This window comes from Novosphingobium nitrogenifigens DSM 19370, assembly GCF_000192575.1.
Lineage (GTDB): Bacteria > Pseudomonadota > Alphaproteobacteria > Sphingomonadales > Sphingomonadaceae > Novosphingobium > Novosphingobium nitrogenifigens.
On the sequence record NZ_GL876931.1, the window covers coordinates 309962 to 325475 of the forward strand.

The window sequence follows — 15514 nt, forward strand, 5'->3', positions numbered from 1 at the left end:
TCATCGGGAATCAGGATCAGCCGTGCGTTTCACGACCAATGCCTATCCGCGCGAACAGCGGCGAGACGAATGGCGCTTTGCCCTGCAACGCGCGCAGTTCGAACTCGTCGCGACCGGCGAGGATGTTTACGGCGAACTGGTCAGCCTGACGACGACGCAGGAAATCCGGTTCTGCCGGATTATCGGCATGGCCCAGTCGCTGGCCATCGACGGTGCACTCGGGCAGCCGTTCTTCTGGCTGGCGATCCCGCTCGAAGGTCGGATGACCGCGCGGTGCGAGGAAACCGTGCTGGAGGCGGGCGAGGGCGACATCGTCTTTGGCGGAACCCGGCGCACGGTGTTCGAGATGCCTTCGGACCATCGCCTGTTGATCGTGCGCGTGCCGCAGGCCCATCCCCTGCTCAAATCGCGCACGCCGATGCCCGAAACCATCGGGGTCATCGGTGCGGACATGACGGCAGCGCGGATGATCGCCGGACTTTTGCGGTCGGTCGCCGACACCATGCTGGACATTACCGAGGACCAGTTGCGGTTGGTCGAAGTCGCCTTGCCCGAATTCATTGCCGCGACTTTGCGCGACACGGCGCCGGCCAAGTCGCTGGGGGGCGCGGCGGGTGGCCGGGCGGCCTTGCTCGAACGGGTGTTCCAGTCGATCGAGATGCGCCTGTCCGATCCCGACCTCAACATTCACCAGATCGCGAGCGAGCACGGGATTTCCTCGCGCTATCTGCAAAAGCTGTTCGAGACGCATGGCGAGAGTTTCAGCCAGTATGTGAAACTGCGGCGGCTCGAACGCTGTCGGCTCGACCTCGGCAGCCCGCTCTATGCCCAGCGGACGATCTCGGAAATCCTGTTCCAGTGGGGCTTCAACGACAGCGCGACGTTCAGCCGCGCTTTCCGTGATCGTTACGGGGTGTCGCCGCGCGAATATCGCAAGGCTCCCGATCGCGAGGCACCGGTCGAATTGCCCCGGCGCGGTCGTCCCGCCCACGCGCGCGAGGCGCGATCGAGCGAAGCGGAAAACCTGACGACGCCGCCCGGTGCCGAGGATCTGTCCCCGCCGCCGGTCGAAGTGCGCCACCATTATCTGCCCGCGCGTCCCGACACGATCCACTGGGGCTTTTTCAGCCGCAACCTGCGCCCGGCGCTCGAAGTGCGGTCGGGCGATTTCGTGACGATCGAGACGCTGACCCATCATGCCAACGACGATGCCGAACGCATGATCGAAGGGGATGCGGGCGCGGAAAGCGTGTTTCGCTGGACCGCCGAGGGCAAGGCGGTGGAGCGGCGCGGGGCTGGGCCGATCGATGCCTCGGCGCTGGGGCGTGGGCCGGGCGAGGGCTTTGGCGTCCACATCTGCACCGGCCCGATCCATATCGAGGATGCGCAGCCGGGCGATGTGATCGAAGTCCGCTTTTTGGACATTCGGCCGCGCCCGAGCGCCAATCCGCGCTTTGTCGGGCGTTCGTTCGGCAGCAATGCGGCGGCCTATTGGGGCTTTCACTATTCCGAATACCTGACCGAACCGCGCCATCGCGAAGTGGTGACGATCTATGAGGTCGAAACCGAGCCGGGGCGGCGCACGGTCGCCCATGCGGTCTACAACTATCGCTGGACGCCGCAGACCGATCCCTCGGGCATTGTCCACGAACGCTATGACTATCCCGGCGTTCCGGTCGATCCCGAAACCATCGAGAAGAATTTCGATGTCCTGCGCGATGTCGAAATTCCGGTCCGGCCCCATTTCGGACTGGTCGCGGTGGCGCCTGCGCACAGCGAACTGGTCGATTCGGTTCCGCCCGGCAATTTCGGCGGCAATATCGACAACTGGCGATTGGGGCCGGGCGCGAAAGTGTTCCTGCCCGTGCAGGTGCCCGGCGCGCTCCTGTCCATCGGCGATCCCCATGCCTCGCAAGGGGACAGCGAACTGTGTGGCACCGCCATCGAATGTTCGATGACCGCGCATATCCAGGTAATCCTGCACCGGGCCAAGACATCGAGCCCGTTCATTCGCGAACTCGATTATCCGATGATCGAGACGCCGGACGAATGGGTCATCCTGGGGTTCGCCCATGGTGATTATCTGAAGGAACTTGGGGGCACGGCCCAGTCGGACGTCTACAAGAACCCCTCGCTCGACCCGGCCATGCGCGACTGTTTCCGCAAGGCGCGGCGGTTCCTGATGACGTTGCGCAACCTGACCGAGGACGAGGCGATTTCGCTATTGTCCGTCGGCGTCGATTTCGGTGTCAGTCAGGTCGCGAACGGCAACTGGGGCGTCCATGCGGTGATCCGCAAGGCCTTGTTTACAAGTTGAGCGCGGCGGGAACGGGCGGCATGGCCATCCGTTCCCGCATCGCGATTATCCTGCGTAATAGCCGACGCCGACTACGTGATCGCCGACCTGCTGGACCAGCGAACGCTTGTGCTCGACGCGGTTGTCCGCACGGTTGAGCCACACGTATTCGATCATGCCGCGACCCTTGGTCTTGGCGAGGTCGATCATTTCGCGAACCAGCGGCTTTCCTTCGGCATCGGTCATGTCGATCGCATTGGTGCCGACCAGCTTGGGTTCGGCGCCCGAGGCTTCGTAGACGCCCTTGGCCGAGAACACGAAGACATAGAGTTCGCGGTTGTTGAAGCCGCCGTGGGGATTGTTGAATTCGGCAAAGGCCTTGGCGGGACCGGCAACCTTGAGCTCGGTCACGGCCTTGTCGAGCATCGCTTCGGCCTGCGCCGAACCGGCGTGGGGAGCGGCATAGGCGGCTGTCTGGAGCGACAAGGCGCAAGCACCGGCGAGCAGAAGACGGGGGAGCGAAAACATGGACTGCCTCTCCTATAATGGTGGCGTCAGGGTAACGCAGCCGCAGAACCTCCGCCGTCGGACTTTGGTACTGTTCGTCTATGCAACCCTTTGATTTTGCGTTCCTAGCCGCGAATCCGTAGTTTGTCTTAGAAGTAGATCAACAATGAACTCCCAGATGTGAGACACTTGGCGTTTTGCCTTGGTCCAAGGGGGTGTTTGCCCTGCCGGGACTTGCCCCATCTCTTTGACTTACTGTGATTCCCCGTCAATCCCGACAGAAAGGGTGATTTCGCGGGCGCGTGCGAAATCGGCAGCAAGGGTGGAAAGTTCGTCCGCAGCATAATGCAGCGCATCGGCGCCGAGCAGGAGCACGCGCGGCGGTTGCGCCATCGATACGACCTTGAGAATGGCCTGCGCCGCCTTGTCGGGATCGTTGGGTTCATCGCCCGCCTTGGCGGTCAGGATGGCGCGGGCCTGATGCGCGGTTGCGGCATAGTCCGGGATCGTCTCTCCCGCATCGGCAAGGCCGGCTCCGGCAAAGGCGGTGCGCAGTCCTCCGGGCGCGACATTGGTGACGCGCAGGCCAAGCGGGGCGACTTCCTGCGCAAGCGTCCGGCCGATGCATTCGAGCGCGAACTTGCTGGCGCCGTAGATCCCGGTCCCCGCCCAGGGGGCAAGGCCGCTGACCGAGGTGATGAAGATCACATGGCCTGCATGCCGTGCGCGCATGGCGGGCAGAGCGGCGCGCAGGAGCGCGAGCGGGGCGAAAAGATTGATCGCGAACAGCGCTTCGACCGCCTGCGCGCTCGTTTCCTCGATCGCCCCGGTCATGCCGTACCCGGCATTGTTGACCAGAACGTCGATCCCGCCGCTCCACTTTTCGGCCTGCGCCACGGCGGCGGCAATGGCCGCTTCGTCGCGCAAGTCGACGGCGAGACCCAGTGCCTGCTCGGGATCGAGTGCGGAAAACCGGGCGGCAGCTTCGGCGCTGCGGCTGGTCCCCACGACCCGGTCGCCTTGTGCGAGTGCCGCCTGTGCGAGGCTTTGGCCGAGGCCGCCCGAGATGCCGGTGATGAACCATGTACGCATTGCAGCTTTCCGTCCTTGGTCTGTCGTGCCGTCGCGAACGTGGCGTGGCGGGCGAACCCTATCTTGTCGGCAGGCGCCGGGAAATCTGGCTGAGGCCGCACCGGGGCAAGGAGGATGTCGCGTGAACGGAGTTTCCGGCCTAGACCATCGGCAGGATGACCAGCATGGATGAGGGAACCGAGCGGGCCGGTGCGGAGGCCGTTGGCGACGACGTCTGGCGCTTTGCCACGCGCGATTTGCCGCCCGATCAACGCTGCGCCGCGTGGGGCGAGGCGATGCGCCGCCTGCGCCTACCCGAAGTCAGTCCGCATGGACCGGGGCCGGTCGATGGCACGATCACGGTCGCGGTATCACCCATGGGGCTGCAATTTGCCCGCATTGCCGCCGACGGGCAGACCATCGCGGGACAGTCGAGCGATGCCGGCGAGGGGTTGTGGATCGGCGTCCTGATCGAAGGGCAGGGGCTGTTGCAGGGCGAAGGCGTCGATACCGGCGTGCGTCCGGGCATGATCCTTTGCGGGATCACGCGCAATCCGGCCCGGCTGGTTCTCGACGGGCGCCATGTCATGCTGTTCGTGAATGTCCCGCGTTTCGTCATCGCCCCGCGTCTTCTGGCTCAGAACCAGTCGCCCTTGCTGGTCATTCCGGGCGAAGGGGTGCTGGCGACGGTCGCGTATGGATTGCTGGCAGGCGCGGCGCGGGCACTCGAAGCGCCCCTTGCGGATCTCGCTCCGGCCGGTTTTGGTCCGGTCGATACCGCGCTCGTCGAATTTCTCGCCGCGTTGATCGCCGAAGCCGGTGGGCCGCAGGCGCGGGGCGGGGGCGAAGGGGCGCGGGCGGCCTTGCTTCAGCGCATTCTGCAACGCATGGAAGTCCTGCTGGGCGATCCCGACTTGTCGCTTGCCGGGCTTGCCGCCGATGCGGGGATTTCGCCGCGCTATCTGCGGCGCTTGTTCGCCGGGCAGGATCTGAACTTTGCGGCCACGCTCAAGGCGCGTCGTCTCGAACGCTGCCGCGCCGATCTGGTCAGCCCGCTGCACGCGCAACTGTCGATTTCCGAAATCGCGTTCCGCTGGGGTTTCAACGACGCGGCCCATTTCAGCCGTTCGTTCAACGAGCGCTTCGGCCTTTCCCCGCGCGCATGGCGCAGGCAGGGATTGGGGCAGGGTGCAGGTGAGCCTCGCTCGCCGTCATGACGATGGCGCCGGGGCGGACAATTGCTTCTGCAAACCGGCGGCCAGATCGCGGGCCGTGCGGGCAGCGCCCATCAGGGTGGCCGAGCCCGGTCCGGTCCAGTCGCCATACCCGGCCAGCCACAGACGTGGCTCCTTGATGGACTGTTGCCCTTCAAGGCGGACCTTGCCGTCACTTTCGACGACATCGAGCCCGGAGAGGTGATCGAGTGCGGGGCGAAAGCCGGTGCACCAGATCACCGCATCGACCGCCATGTCCGAGCCGTCGGCCCAGACAACCCCGGAGGCGGTCATCCGCGTGAAGGGGTGAACCGATCCCAGATCCCCGCGTGCCCGCGCTTCGCGGACGGAAGGGACCATGACGATATCGCCGATGCCGCCCACCGGCGTATCGCCGGGCGGACCTTTCATCCGCGCGACCGCCCGTTCGAACAGGACGTGGCCATCGACATCGTCGGGCAGGAATTGCGGGTCATGCGTCGTGACCCACAGGACATGGGCCATCGGCGCCAGTTCTGCGACGATCTGGGCCCCGCTGTTGCCGCCGCCGACGACCAGTACGGTCTGTCCGGCGAAGGGATCGGGGGCGACATAGTGGGCCGAATGGATCTGGGCGCCTTGGAACAGGTCGCGGCCTTCGATGTCCGGGATATAGGGGTGCGACCATGTCCCGGTTGCACTGACGACAACCCGTGCGGAAAAGCGCCCCTGGCCGGACAGGATGTCGAGGCGGTCGGCGTTGCGCTCGACGGCATCGACCCGGACCGGACGCTGGACCGGCAGGGCATAGCGCGCCTCGTACCGGCCGAGATAATCGAGAACGTCGTTGCGCGTCGGATAACCGGGGTGAACCGGGGGCGGCATCGGCCATCCGGGAAGCGAGCTGTATCCCGCAGGCGAAAACAGGCGCAGGGAATCCCAGCCGTGGCGCCAAGAGCCGCCCGGACCGGGCTCTGCGTCGAGGATGGCAAAATCGACGCTCGCCCGGCGCAGGTAATACCCGAGCGACAGTCCCATCTGGCCGCCGCCGATGATGATCACGTCATGAAACTGGGGATCGGTCATGCCTGTTTCATAAGCCTGGGCCTGCATATCGGCCTTGATCCTGCACAAGATAAAAGACCGCCGACGTGGTGTTCGTCGGCGGCCAGGCAGGGTGGAACGGTGAAAGGATCAGGCCGCGTCGAGTGCCTGAGCCAGATCGGCGAGGATGTCGTCGATATGCTCGATCCCGATCGACAGGCGCACATAGCCGGGGGTGACCCCGGTGGCGGCCTGTTCCTCGGCCGACAGCTGCGAATGGGTGGTCGAGGCCGGGTGAATGGCAAGGCTGCGCGCGTCACCGATATTGGCAACGTGATAGAACAGCGCGAGCGCGTTGATGAACCGCTGTCCCGCTTCCAGTCCGCCCGCCAGTTCGAAACCGACAAGGCCGCCGGTCCCGCGCTTGAGATAGATGTCGGCGAGATCCTTGGCACGCCCGCTCGCGAGCGAGGGGTGGATCACCGCGCTGACTTTGGGATGGGCGGCGAGGAAAGCGGCGACCTTGACGGCGTTTTCGCAGTGGCGCTCGATCCGCAGCGGCAGAGTCTCGAGCCCCTGGATCAATTGGAACGCATTGAACGGGGACAGCGCTGCGCCCATGTCGCGCAACAGGATCACGCGGGCGCGGATGATGTAGGCGATCGGCCCCAGCGGCTTGATGTCGCGGGCCCAGACGGCGCCGTGATAGCTGGGGTCGGGCGTGTTGAGCAGCGGCTGGCGTTCGGGGAAGGCTTCCCAGTCGAAATTGCCGCTATCGACGATGAGCCCGCCGATCGAGGTGCCGTGGCCGCCGATGTACTTGGTGCTGGAATAGACGACGATCGCTGCGCCATGATCGAATGGGCGCACCAGCAGCGGTGCGGCGGTGTTGTCGACGATCAGCGGAATGCCGTATTCGCGCCCGATGGCGGCGACTTCCGCGATGGGAAAAGCGACCAGTTTGGGATTGGGCAGGGCTTCGGCATAATAGGCGCGGGTGCGCTCGTCGGTCGCGCGACGGAACGCTTCCGGGTCGGACGGGTCGACGAAGCGGACCTCGATGCCCAGATCCTTGAGCGTATTGGCAAACAGGTTCCAGGTGCCGCCATAGAGGTCGGTCGAGGAAACGATGTTGTCGCCTGCGCGCGCGAGATTGAGCACGGCATAAGTCGATGCCGCCTGCCCGGATGCGACGGCAAGGGCCGCCACGCCGCCTTCGAGCGCGGCAATGCGCTTTTCCAGAACGTCGGTCGTGGGATTGCCGAGGCGGGTATAGATATTGCCCAGTTCCTTCAGGCCAAAGAGATTGGCCGCATGGGTGGTGTCGTGGAACTGGTACGAAGTCGTCTGGTGGATCGGCACCGCGACCGAGCCGGTCGAGGGATCGGCGCGCCAGCCGGCATGAAGGGCAAGCGTCTCGGGACGCGCATTGGCAAGATCGGTCATTGCTGTTCCTCTCACTGACGGCTTACCCGTCCGCCTCGGGGGGATCGCCGTTTGTCTATCGTTGTGATTGAGAATTGCAAGAAGCCATTGGTGGCCCGCTGACATCGACTTTCCGCGAAAGGGAAAGGTCGCGTGGTAGGCCCGGCAGGATTTGAACCCGCGACCTAGCCGTTATGAGCGGCCAGCTCTAACCGCTGAGCTACGGGCCCCCACGCGCATTCGGACCTAGTGCCGACTTCGATACTTGGCAAGCCGACTGCGCGATCTGTTTTTCGATGGAATTCAGCGCCCGGCCGCCGTGACGATTTCCTCGATAGTCGTCGGGACCACGCCTTGCTGACGCAAATAGGTGAAGACGGTGCTCCACCATTCATAAAGCCGGTCAAGGGCTTGCGCATCGCGGACATAGGGCGTGTGCCCGGGGCTGAGCGAGGGGCTGTGGAACGAGAAGACCAGGATCGGCAGCCCATCGGCAAGCGCGCTGTCGATGGCGCGCAGGGCTTCGATCCGGTTCACCCCTTCGGGCGTCAGCGGCACGCGTTCGAGCAAGCCCATCCGTGCGAGCACGCCGCGCAGGCGGGGAATGCGCCACATCGCGGGATAGAGCCAGTCGCCATGGGCGCGTAGCGCGCCGCAGAACACCGTCGTCAACGGCAATTCCATCAGGCCGCGCGCGCGGTCGATCCACCATGGCCGGACGGGATGCGTGCGGAAATTCGGTCCGCCCTGATCCGAATAGTCGAACCGGGCGCGGATCGACGTGTCGATGGCAATGTCACCGTCAGCCAGGATCTGTGCCGTGCTCGGGCCCACGCCATAGCGTCCCGCGCGATAGATGCGCGGCTTTGTCCCGAATGCCGTCTCGATCGTGCGCGACAGGCCTTCGAACTTCGCGCGTTCGAGGTCGGCGGGGAGGTTTCCGGCATAGCTGTTGACGGCGTTGATGTCTTCGTCGTGCGGCGGGCTGACCCAGGGGTGAAGCTGAATGCCGACATCGGCCCGTCCTTCACTGACGGCGCGTCCTACCACGTCGACGACGCGCGGGTCGCAGGCCACCGGGTAATCGACCAGATAGGTGGGGCAGATCCCCGCGTTTTCGCAAAACTGCTGGAAACGGCCGAGGCCGGGAACGTGGGACAGGCCATGGCCGAAACGGTCGAACGGCTTTTCCCAGTCGAATTCTTCCTCGGTGTCGACCGTCACCAGGAAACGCGGGCCAAAGCCCGGTGCAAATTGAACGAAGTCCTCGGGCCCCGGGATATCGCGAATATCCCGGCAGCCGTTGTTTCCAGCCAAAAATCGTCCCCTTCAACCGACAACGCGGTTACATTTGCGGGCTAGGAAGCGGCGGCGCTCCGGTCAAGTGTGATGGCGGCCAGAGGCACTGTCATGGAAAGCGCAGGGGATGTCCCCTGTCCACGGGCCGGGTCGGGTGTGGCGCGTTCGAGGCAGCCGCCCGCCGCGCGCAATTCGGTGGCGCAAAGCCGCAGGGCAAAGCCGGGGCCGAGCATGGCTGCCCCCGGGACGATGCCTCCGCGCGCCGGTTCGGACGCAAACAGCGAAGCCTCGTCCCGCATCGCTAGCGCGGAGGGGAGCGTCATCAGGAGCTGTGCGGCGGTTCCCGACGGCGTGGGGGACAGCGCGAACGTCATGCGTTCGCCCGGTGCCGCAGAGCCGATCAGAGTCGAGACCAGACGCCACAGGGTTCGCTCGATCTCCTCGGACGCCAACGGGACCATGACGGCCTCGGGCGGGATCGACCAGCGCAGGCGGATCTCGCGCGGCGCGGTCAGCGGTTCGATCTGCCCTGCGAGACGGTCGAGCATCGCGGCGAGATCGGTTTCGCCGGTTTCCATTGTGGCGCGCCCGGTTTCGAGTCGGACCAGCCGCTCGACATCCTCGAACCCGGCCAGCATGCGCGCCGCGTCCGCCGCGATCGAGGCGGCAAGGCTGCGATACTGGTGCGGGGTGGGGCCGAACAGCTGTTGCTGGATCAGTTCGGCAAAGCCCTGGATCGCGTTGATCGGCGTGCGCAGTTCATGCAGCATCTGTTGCAGCATGTCGGACGAGGGTTCGACGCGCGGTGCCGGTTGCGACCGTCGGGCCGCCGGGGGGCGACGCAGACGAGCGCGATAGCCCTGGAACTGGCCACCGTCCTCGCCGAAAATCGGGGCGGCATCGATGCGCCAGACCCCGGCGATCTTTGCTGCGCCGTCGAGCGTCATCAACCCGCACACGATCGGCAGGCGGGCGCGAAAAGCGGCAAGGCTGGACGCATCGACCGAGGCGGTCGCCGCCGGCGAAGGCGGCACGAACGGCGTGTGTCCGACCAGCATGGCGGGATCGACGGTGCCCGCGCCGACGCCGACGATCGAACCGCTCGCATCGATCGAGATGTCGACTTCGGTCGCGACCGGATCGCGGGGGCGGCCGGTTTCGCCAAGGGGCAGGCTGGCCTGCTCGTCGTCATCGTTCTCTTCGTCGACACGGTCGTCGGTGTCGCGGGTGCGGCGAAAGGCCTCGATCCGGCGGACGATGGCGCCGATGCCTTCGCGCGGGGCGGCCGGTTCGATCCGGCGCTCGGTGTCGCGGGGCAGGGTGATGAGCACGCCGCCTTTGGTCGGGGGCGTTTCGGGTTCTGGCTTTTCGATCTCGGCCTGAACAGGCGGCTGGGCGATGGTTGCGACCGGGGCTGGCGTTTCGATGACGGCTTCAGCCGGGGTTTCGACCGGGGCTTGGGCCATGCTTTCCGTCGCGGATTCGGCGGAAGGGACCGGCAGGACGAAATCGTCGATGCCCAGTTTCTGCAAGAGGTCGACGACGGGTGCCCCGAGGTCGCGGCGGTGGCGCAGCACGCCGCGCGCCTGGATCGGCAATTGAGGAATGAGGTTCAGCCAGGTTTCATCGTCGAGCCGGGCGCGGTTGATCGCGGCGATGCCGCTGCGCTGTCCCTTGCCGGCGAAGTGGGCAATCAGGCGGGGCGAGCGCAGCGTGGCAAGGCCGAGCAGGACCGCTGCTGCCGCGTCGCCCAATTCGTTGTGGATATCGTCGAGCCGGGCAAGCGCGCGGTCGTGAGTCGTCGTCCATGCCGCTGTCGGGGTACGCCCGAGCAGATCGGCAAGCTGCCGGAACTGGGTGTTGAGACCGGTCCGCCCCGCGGCGTGCGTTCGCAGCACGGTTTCGAGGCGGTCATCGACGATCATCTGTGGCTCCGCTCCCGTGGTGTGTTGCTGCGCGATCGATCCGGTTGCGTCCCTGTGGTCGGCACCCGGCCCCGATTGTTAAGGGCAAGGATGAAACGACTGGTGAACGGTCCCGGCCGGCCGCCTTGCCCCGGTAAACACTAACAAAATGTGCACGCGCGAAAAGGGCTACGTTGACTGCGTTGCAATGTGGGACGATTGCGGTAAGAGACAATAAAATTATAGCGGGACAGGATTCTGCGGCAAAATGTTGCCGGGTGCGGGCCACTCGGACCTCTCTGTGCAGATTCTGATTTTTTTTGACGTGATGGCAACGAGGACCATGGCGACACTGGATGCGATTGATCGTCGGCTGCTGGCCGAATTGCAGGCTGAAGGTCGGGTGACGAACGTCGAACTCGCCCAGCGCGTGGGACTGACGGCGCCCCCGTGCCTGCGTCGCGTGCGTGCGCTCGAAGACGAAGGGGTGATCCGCGGCTATCACGCCGATCTCGATGCGGCGAAGCTCGGCTTCTCCATCACCGTTTTCGCGCTTGTCAGCCTCAAGAGCCAGGCCGAGGAATCGCTGCGCCAGTTCGAGGACCACATGCGCGGTCTTCCCGAAGTGCGCGAATGCCACATGCTCAACGGCGAGATCGATTTCATCCTCAAGATCGTGTCGCGCGATTTGCAGAGCTTTCAGGAATTCCTGACCAGCAAGCTGACCCCGGCGCCCAACGTCGCCAGTGTCAAGACTTCGCTGACGATTCGCACTGCCAAGCAGGTGCCGGGCGTTCCGCTGGAGGAATGATGGCCCGGTAATTTTCGGAACATCGTAATTCCCGGGCAATCAAGGATGGGTGGGGCAGTCCGGCTGGATCAGGTGCCCTTTCGCGTCGGTCTTGTATTCGACATCGAGCCTGATCGGCAGGCAGACTCCATCGGTCTTGAGCCGGGCAAAGACAGCGCGGTAGTCGGGGATCATGTCCGGCGGGACCAGCGTGTTTTCCGAAAACTGCTCGATCCTTAGGGCCAGCGCGACTTTGTCGTCCTTGACCAGCGACCAGTGCTCGGCCAGCCAGTGCCAGCCCTGCTCGGCGATGACCACGTCCCACAGGGCCGGGATTCCCGCGACAAGATGATCGGGATCGGCCCCGGCGGCGATCATGGCGTCGAACCCGGCGTAATGGCCGCCCGCATGCCCTGCGAGCCACGCGTTTTCGAGAAAAGTGTGCCGGGCGTCATGGCCTTCTGCCTTGCCGCCATGGGCGAGCAGCGTCACGAGAACGGCAGGATCGCGCAAGGCGGCGGCTCGTCCGACAGCGGTGTCGCCGTGGCCGAGATCGAGATTGGCGTCGGCGCCTGCGTCGAGCAGGGCTGAGGCCGCGACCGGATTGGCGCAGGCGACGCTCCAGCCGAGCAGGCTCTGTCCATGGTCATCGGGGCCGACTTTGCGGTCGAGCGCGGCTTTCCCGCCATTTGCCGCGACAAAGGCGGCAATTTCGCGGGAGAGTGTCGCCGCATCGTGTCCGGCCGGAGCGCAAAGGGTGCGGGCAAGCACTGCCGCCGGGGTCGAGCCGAAGATATCGGCGGCGCGTCGTCCGCTCAGCCGGAACTCGGCGTAGCCGAGCCGGACAATGTCCGGGGCATGATCGTCCCGTTCGGCCGGTGCCAGAGGCGCGAGCCGGCGATGATCGAGCCATCCGGCGCAGGCCTTGCCGAGTTCGCCCAGCTCGCGCACGATCAGCACATGTGGTTCGATCGCCGGCTCGGCGCGGACGTGATCGGCCAGAACCTGATTGATGATCCGCGCGGCGTCCTTGTCGATGGTCCCGGGGGCCGGATGCGCGAATCGGGCAGGCAGGCGCGACAGGCGTTGTCGCATCCGCCAGGCGGTATCGACGGCGGCCGCGCGTTGCGCCGGATCGGGCAGCGTCGAACCCTGTTCGTCGAGTGCCGCAGCGCCGGTATGGCAGAAAAGGGTTCGGGCATCGTCCGACACGGCCCCGGTCACGAGCGACGCCATCGGCAGCGGGGCATCGTCCTGCGCCCGGGCCGGGGTGGAAAGACCGGGAAAAAACATCGCCGCCAGACCGATCATCACCGCAAGTGCGGCGGCACCGCGCGGTGCGAAGCGGAGGGGCGCAGGGGTATGCTGTCGGTTGTCGTTCATCGTTCCAGCCCGGAGGCGCAACCGGCATGAGCCGGGCGCTTCCGGGCCGCTAGCGGTCGAACATTACCGTTTCTGGGCATTCTCGTGATGGCGGATCACTTCCTGAATGATGAAGCGCAGGAACTTTTCCGAAAATTCCGGATCGAGCCGGGCTTCTTCGGCCAGACGGCGCAGGCGCGCGATCTGTCGTTCCTCGCGACCGGGGTCGCTGGGGGGGAGGGCGTGTTCGGCCTTGTAGGCGCCGACCGCCTGGGTGATGCGAAAACGTTCGGCGAGGATGTGAATCATTGCCGCATCAATGTTGTCGATGCTCTGGCGGTAGCCCGCCAGCACCGGATCTTCGCTCATCCCGAGGTTCCTTGTTGCCATGGCCCATGCGAATTGGGCTGCCCAAATGGTCGGGTTACGCCTTACCCGCGCAACTTGCGACTTGCCAAGCGGCGACCCACACGCCAAGCGGTCGGGCGATGACTGCCTCGATCCATTCGCTGCCCCGCCGGGCCGAACCCTCGCTCCAACCGCTTCTGGCGCTGGTCGCCGACGGCATGAACAGCGTAAACGCGGTGATCCTTGACCGGATGCAGTCGCGCATTCCGCTGATTCCCGCGCTGGCGGGCCACCTGATTGCCGGTGGCGGCAAACGGATGCGGCCGATGCTGACGCTCGCCGGGGCCGAACTTGTCGGGTACGGCGGCAGTCGCCATTACAAGCTGGCAGCCGCAGTCGAATTTATTCACACCGCGACCTTGCTGCATGACGATGTCGTCGATGGCTCGGACATGCGCCGGGGGAAGAAAGCGGCGAATATCATCTACGGCAATCCCGCGACGGTTCTTGTCGGGGACTTCCTGTTCAGCCGCAGCTTCGAGCTGATGGTCGAGGACGGATCGATCAAGGTCCTGCGCATTCTGTCGAATGCCTCGGCAATCATTACCGAGGGCGAAGTCGATCAATTGATCGCCCAGCGCGAAATCGAGACCAGCGAGGAACGCTATCTTGCCATCATCAACGGCAAGACGGCGGCGCTTTTCGCGGCGGCCTGTCGCATCGCGGCGGTCGTTGCCGAGCGTCCCGAGGACGAGGAACTCGCGCTCGACGCCTATGGCCGCCACCTCGGCACGGCGTTCCAGCTTGCCGACGACGCGATCGACTATGATTCGGACGCGGACGTGATGGGCAAGGACAAGGGTGACGATTTCCGCGAGGGCAAGATGACCCTGCCGGTGATTCTCGCCTATGCGCGCGGAAATGCCGAGGAGCGCGAATTCTGGCGCCGCGCGATCGCGGGCGAACGCAACGGCGAGGCCGATCTGGCCCATGCCATCGAACTTATCCGCAAGCACGATGCGGTTCTGGCGACGCGCGAACGGGCCCGCCATTATGCGCAGCGCGCGATCGACGCGATTGCGTCTTTCCCCGCGTCGGCGGCAAAGTCGGCGATGATCGAAGCGGCCGAATTCGCCGTAGCCCGCCGCTTCTGATTCTTTCCCAACCGTTGACGGGAACATTTGCGCCGCGCGGTTCGTCCGCGCGGCGCAAAGGTTTTCCAAAGAAGACGTCTCAGCCCATCGGATAGAGGATATCGTGGCTGACCGCGTTGACGGCGTCGAGGGCCGTCTGGGGCAGGACCAGATCGGCGGCAGCCAGAATCGGGTCGAGCTGTCCTTCGCCGCTGACCCCGACGATGGTCGAGGCGACGAAGTCATGCTGTTTCGACCAGGCGACCGCGAACGTGACCGGATCGATGCCGTATTCGGCAGCGATGGCGGCAAAGCGTTCGGCCGAAGCGACCGACCTGTCGTTGACGAAGCGCTGGGCCATGGCCGTCTGGCGTCCTCCCAGTCCGAGGTAATGGGTGAACCGGGCGCCTTCGGGGCGGGCACCGTTGCTGTACTTGCACGCCAGAACCCCGCCTGCGATCGGTGAATAGGGGATCAGGCTGACCCCTTCCTTGCGGCAGACTTGCGCCAGTTCGTCTTCGAAGCGGCGGTTGTTGAGGCTGAAATTGTTCTGGATCGTCTGATAGCGGCCGACGCCCAGCTTTTCCGAGGCGGCAATCGACTTCATCAGGCCCCACGAGGTCTCGTTCGAGCACCCGGTGATCCGCACTTTGCCTGCGCGCACGAGTTCGTCGAGCACTTCCATGGTCTCTTCATACGACGTGTCGTGGTCGGGCCAGTGGGTCTGGTAAAGGTCGATGTAATCGGTGCCGAGCTTGCGCAGGCTTTCCTCGACCGCAACGGTGATGTTGCGACGGTCGAGCGCGGTCAGCCCGCTGCGCTTGGGCGCGCGGAACCACACGTGGCTGGGGCCGGCCACCTTGGTTGCCAGAATGACGCCGTCACGCGGCTTCGTCTTGAGCCACTTGCCCACGATTTCCTCGGTCCGTCCGACCCATTTTGCATCGGGCGGCACGGGGTACATTTCGGCGGTGTCATAGAAATTGATCCCGGCCTCGAAACAGCGGTCGAGAATGCGCAGTGCTTCGGCTTCGCCGGTCTGGCTACCGAAGGTCATGGTGCCCATGCAGATGTCGGACACGACAATGGCCGACGTGCCGAGGCGTCGATGTTGCATCAGGATAACTCCATTGATGAAAACG

The 15514-nt window shown here is 65.1% G+C and carries 13 protein-coding genes and 1 tRNA gene; 4 read left to right on the plus strand and 10 right to left on the minus strand.

The window, feature by feature from the left end:
• Positions 1-22 precede the first annotated feature (22 nt).
• Complete coding sequence (locus Y88_RS09380; RefSeq protein WP_008068093.1) at positions 23-2317, plus strand: acetamidase/formamidase family protein; 2295 nt, start codon at positions 23-25, stop codon at positions 2315-2317.
• Between the two features lie 45 nt (positions 2318-2362).
• Here Y88_RS09380 and Y88_RS09385 read toward each other — a convergent pair whose 3' ends face one another.
• Positions 2363-2824, minus strand: coding sequence for a cache domain-containing protein (locus Y88_RS09385; protein WP_008068096.1), 462 nt, complete (start codon positions 2822-2824; stop codon positions 2363-2365).
• A 231-nt stretch (positions 2825-3055) separates the two neighbouring features.
• The gene (locus Y88_RS09390; RefSeq protein WP_008068100.1) at positions 3056-3895 is read right to left on the minus strand and encodes an oxidoreductase; all 840 of its coding nucleotides are present in this window, start codon (positions 3893-3895) and stop codon (positions 3056-3058) included.
• Between the two features lie 164 nt (positions 3896-4059).
• Between Y88_RS09390 and Y88_RS09395 the strand changes: the two genes are divergently transcribed.
• Complete coding sequence (locus tag Y88_RS09395) at positions 4060-5091, plus strand: helix-turn-helix domain-containing protein (RefSeq protein ID WP_232280997.1); 1032 nt, start codon at positions 4060-4062, stop codon at positions 5089-5091.
• Here the strand turns inward: Y88_RS09395 and Y88_RS09400 are convergent.
• From Y88_RS09400 to Y88_RS09420, 5 genes are all read right to left on the minus strand, one after another.
• The gene (locus tag Y88_RS09400; protein ID WP_026167028.1) at positions 5086-6153 is read right to left on the minus strand and encodes an ArsO family NAD(P)H-dependent flavin-containing monooxygenase; all 1068 of its coding nucleotides are present in this window, start codon (positions 6151-6153) and stop codon (positions 5086-5088) included. The two genes, Y88_RS09395 and Y88_RS09400, sit on opposite strands and share 6 nt — an antisense overlap.
• A 108-nt stretch (positions 6154-6261) precedes the next feature.
• Positions 6262-7557 carry an O-acetylhomoserine aminocarboxypropyltransferase/cysteine synthase family protein gene (locus tag Y88_RS09405; protein ID WP_008068107.1) on the minus strand — a complete coding sequence of 432 codons (1296 nt, stop codon included), beginning with the start codon at positions 7555-7557 and terminating at the stop codon, positions 6262-6264.
• A 133-nt stretch (positions 7558-7690) separates the two neighbouring features.
• Positions 7691-7766: transfer RNA gene (locus Y88_RS09410), tRNA-Ile, on the minus strand.
• Between the two features lie 73 nt (positions 7767-7839).
• Positions 7840-8853, minus strand: a complete 1014-nt coding sequence (locus Y88_RS09415) for a polysaccharide deacetylase family protein (RefSeq protein WP_008068109.1) — start codon at positions 8851-8853, stop codon at positions 7840-7842.
• Positions 8854-8894: 41 nt separating this feature from the next.
• Complete coding sequence (locus tag Y88_RS09420) at positions 8895-10760, minus strand: sensor histidine kinase (RefSeq protein WP_008068111.1); 1866 nt, start codon at positions 10758-10760, stop codon at positions 8895-8897.
• A gap of 322 nt (positions 10761-11082) precedes the next feature.
• Here Y88_RS09420 and Y88_RS09425 point away from each other — a divergent pair, with 322 nt between their 5' ends.
• Positions 11083-11550 carry an Lrp/AsnC family transcriptional regulator gene (locus Y88_RS09425; RefSeq protein WP_026167029.1) on the plus strand — a complete coding sequence of 156 codons (468 nt, stop codon included), beginning with the start codon at positions 11083-11085 and terminating at the stop codon, positions 11548-11550.
• A gap of 39 nt (positions 11551-11589) precedes the next feature.
• On the opposite strand, the gene Y88_RS09430 is transcribed toward Y88_RS09425, so the two are convergent.
• Both Y88_RS09430 and Y88_RS09435 read right to left on the minus strand, forming a co-directional pair.
• Positions 11590-12912, minus strand: coding sequence for a hypothetical protein (locus Y88_RS09430; protein ID WP_018075981.1), 1323 nt, complete (start codon positions 12910-12912; stop codon positions 11590-11592).
• Positions 12913-12975: 63 nt separating this feature from the next.
• Positions 12976-13260 (minus strand): chorismate mutase, encoded by a 285-nt coding sequence (locus tag Y88_RS09435; RefSeq protein WP_008068120.1) that lies wholly within the window; start codon positions 13258-13260, stop codon positions 12976-12978.
• Positions 13261-13379: 119 nt separating this feature from the next.
• Here Y88_RS09435 and Y88_RS09440 point away from each other — a divergent pair, with 119 nt between their 5' ends.
• Positions 13380-14393 (plus strand): polyprenyl synthetase family protein, encoded by a 1014-nt coding sequence (locus Y88_RS09440; RefSeq protein WP_008068122.1) that lies wholly within the window; start codon positions 13380-13382, stop codon positions 14391-14393.
• Between the two features lie 79 nt (positions 14394-14472).
• On the opposite strand, the gene Y88_RS09445 is transcribed toward Y88_RS09440, so the two are convergent.
• Complete coding sequence (locus Y88_RS09445; RefSeq protein ID WP_008068124.1) at positions 14473-15489, minus strand: aldo/keto reductase; 1017 nt, start codon at positions 15487-15489, stop codon at positions 14473-14475.
• Between the last annotated feature and the right edge of the window lie 25 nt (positions 15490-15514).

Excerpts from the sequence above, each read along its gene's own strand:
- Y88_RS09385 (WP_008068096.1), bottom strand. The coding sequence starts at position 2,824 with ATGTTTTCGCTCCCCCGTCTTCTGCTCGCCGGTGCTTGCGCCTTGTCG.
- Y88_RS09390 (WP_008068100.1), bottom strand. The coding sequence starts at position 3,895 with ATGCGTACATGGTTCATCACCGGCATCTCGGGCGGCCTCGGCCAAAGC.
- Y88_RS09395 (WP_232280997.1), top strand. The coding sequence starts at position 4,060 with ATGGATGAGGGAACCGAGCGGGCCGGTGCGGAGGCCGTTGGCGACGAC.
- Y88_RS09400 (WP_026167028.1), bottom strand. The coding sequence starts at position 6,153 with ATGACCGATCCCCAGTTTCATGACGTGATCATCATCGGCGGCGGCCAG.
- Y88_RS09405 (WP_008068107.1), bottom strand. The coding sequence starts at position 7,557 with ATGACCGATCTTGCCAATGCGCGTCCCGAGACGCTTGCCCTTCATGCC.
- Y88_RS09420 (WP_008068111.1), bottom strand. The coding sequence starts at position 10,760 with ATGATCGTCGATGACCGCCTCGAAACCGTGCTGCGAACGCACGCCGCG.
- Y88_RS09425 (WP_026167029.1), top strand. The coding sequence starts at position 11,083 with ATGGCGACACTGGATGCGATTGATCGTCGGCTGCTGGCCGAATTGCAG.
- Y88_RS09430 (WP_018075981.1), bottom strand. The coding sequence starts at position 12,912 with ATGAACGACAACCGACAGCATACCCCTGCGCCCCTCCGCTTCGCACCG.
- Y88_RS09435 (WP_008068120.1), bottom strand. The coding sequence starts at position 13,260 with ATGAGCGAAGATCCGGTGCTGGCGGGCTACCGCCAGAGCATCGACAAC.
- Y88_RS09440 (WP_008068122.1), top strand. The coding sequence starts at position 13,380 with ATGACTGCCTCGATCCATTCGCTGCCCCGCCGGGCCGAACCCTCGCTC.
- Y88_RS09445 (WP_008068124.1), bottom strand. The coding sequence starts at position 15,489 with ATGCAACATCGACGCCTCGGCACGTCGGCCATTGTCGTGTCCGACATC.